The sequence below is a fragment of the Rubrivirga sp. genome, from assembly GCF_049648075.1.
Lineage (GTDB): Bacteria > Bacteroidota > Rhodothermia > Rhodothermales > Rubricoccaceae > Rubrivirga.
In genome coordinates, this window is the sequence record NZ_JBARYR010000153.1 from 1 (window position 1) to 1,680 (window position 1,680).

Here is a 1,680-nt window from a genome sequence, read left to right on the forward strand (position 1 = left end):
TCCGGGCGCGTCGAGCGCCTCGACGATGGTGGTGTCGAACCCCAGGCTTTGGAGCCGGATCGCGCACGCGAGCCCTCCGATTCCGGATCCGATGACGATGGCTGACTTTCTGTTCATGGCGTCGAGGACGTTGCGTGTCCGTCATTACGACCGACCCCCATCAGGAGACGCGGAAGGGGCCATGAAGAGGCGCCGGATATCGCCCTCGAGGGCGAGCCTTCGTGCTCGGGTTACCCTGATCAGACAGGTAGCGACTTCCTGACAGATCTCAACCGCAGTGGCATGAACCGAGTTTGCATCGTCGGCGCATCGGGAAAGCTCGGACGTCACATGGTCGGGCACGCCCTCGAGGCCGGTTACGAGGTGGTCGGCGTATGCCGGGAGCAGAGCGTTGGAAAGCTGGACGCGTACCGGGACCGCATCACCATCGTGCCCGGACCGACGAACGACCTCGAGGTCGTCCGCAACGCGGCGGCCGGGTGCGACGGCGTGTTGGCGGTCCTCGTCCCGTGGGGGAGGCAGGGGTACTCGACCGGGACTGTGCAGGCCGTCCTCGACGCGGCCGAGCCGGATGCGCGGCTGGTGTTCTCGTGCGGGTGGCACATCAGCCTCGATGGTCAGGACGTGTACTCGTGGACACTAAAAGCGCAGGTCGCGATCGGCAAGCTGCTTCGGATCGCAGACATCGACGACCAGGTCGAGGCGTGCCGTCGCATTTTCGCCAGCGACACGCGATGGACTGTCGTCCGCGGCAGCGACCTCGAGGACGGCGACGGGCACGGGCTCCCGGTGTGGAGCGAGCACGTCGGCGATTCCGTCTTGGCGAGCAACCGGACGCGCCGCTCTGACTTCGCGCTGTTCATGGTCGCCGCCCTCGAGGACGAGTCGTTGGTTCACAAAGTGCCAGTAATTGTGGGATGCCGGACGCCGTCAGCGCTGGGGCGGCGATAGGTCCTGGATGGCGGACGCTAGCAGGACGAAAGCCGGATACTGCTGTAAGTGGGGCCGTCGATGAGCGTGGCCGTCTCCATTGCTTCCACGCACCGTTCCATTCTCTCTGACGACGATCGTTCGTCAAATCTCCCTCCGCCAAACAAATCATGGAGAGCCCGCCTCCAAAATGATGTTGGCATCGGCGCATACGTCGTAGATCCGACACCCACGAGGATGCTGTCTGCGAACGTGAGGTTCGCTAGTGCGTTTCCAGGGCCGTCGTAGTCAGCGGGCACGTATTCGTAGTACTCCATGTTCTGCCCGGTGCTTGCTGTCGCACGCGCGACAAGCTCTGGCCGAGGGGTGACGGTCGGGAGTACGTCCTCGATGGTTTCGTCCAGCATCGCGTCAACCAACTCCCGTGGACTCTCGTAGCCGATCCGTTCCGAATCCGAGCCGACATAGCAGCCAGCTAAAGAAGCAAAGGTGATAAGTGCCACACAGGCGCGAAAGGTCATCTCGGTGGATAGGCAGGCACGGCCATAAGTATACAGATGAGCGTGGCCTTTTTTAGTCTGCACCGCCTGCGTCCTCGAGGACGGCGCGAAACCTGTCGCCGGCCCTCGACGGCGCTAACCGGGCGCTGTAGGTTTCGACATGCGCATCGCCGACATCGACCTCGGAACCAAACCGCTCCTCCTCGCCCCGATGGAGGACGTGTCCGATCCGCCGTTCCGCATTCTGTGC

At 63.4% G+C, this 1,680-nt stretch carries 3 protein-coding genes; 1 reads left to right on the plus strand and 2 read right to left on the minus strand.

Going from position 1 to position 1,680, the window contains the following annotated elements:
• The coding region (locus WBA11_RS04285; RefSeq protein ID WP_424519491.1) for an NAD(P)-binding protein at positions 1-117 on the minus strand (117 nt) is incomplete at its 3' end.
• Between the two features lie 165 nt (positions 118-282).
• Here WBA11_RS04285 and WBA11_RS04290 point away from each other — a divergent pair.
• Positions 283-951: an NAD(P)-dependent oxidoreductase gene (locus tag WBA11_RS04290; protein ID WP_424519489.1), complete on the plus strand. Its 669-nt coding sequence runs from the start codon at positions 283-285 to the stop codon at positions 949-951.
• Between the two features lie 17 nt (positions 952-968).
• Here the strand turns inward: WBA11_RS04290 and WBA11_RS04295 are convergent, their stop codons facing one another.
• Positions 969-1,433, minus strand: coding sequence for a hypothetical protein (locus tag WBA11_RS04295; RefSeq protein WP_424519490.1), 465 nt, complete (start codon positions 1,431-1,433; stop codon positions 969-971).
• Positions 1,434-1,680 lie beyond the last annotated feature (247 nt).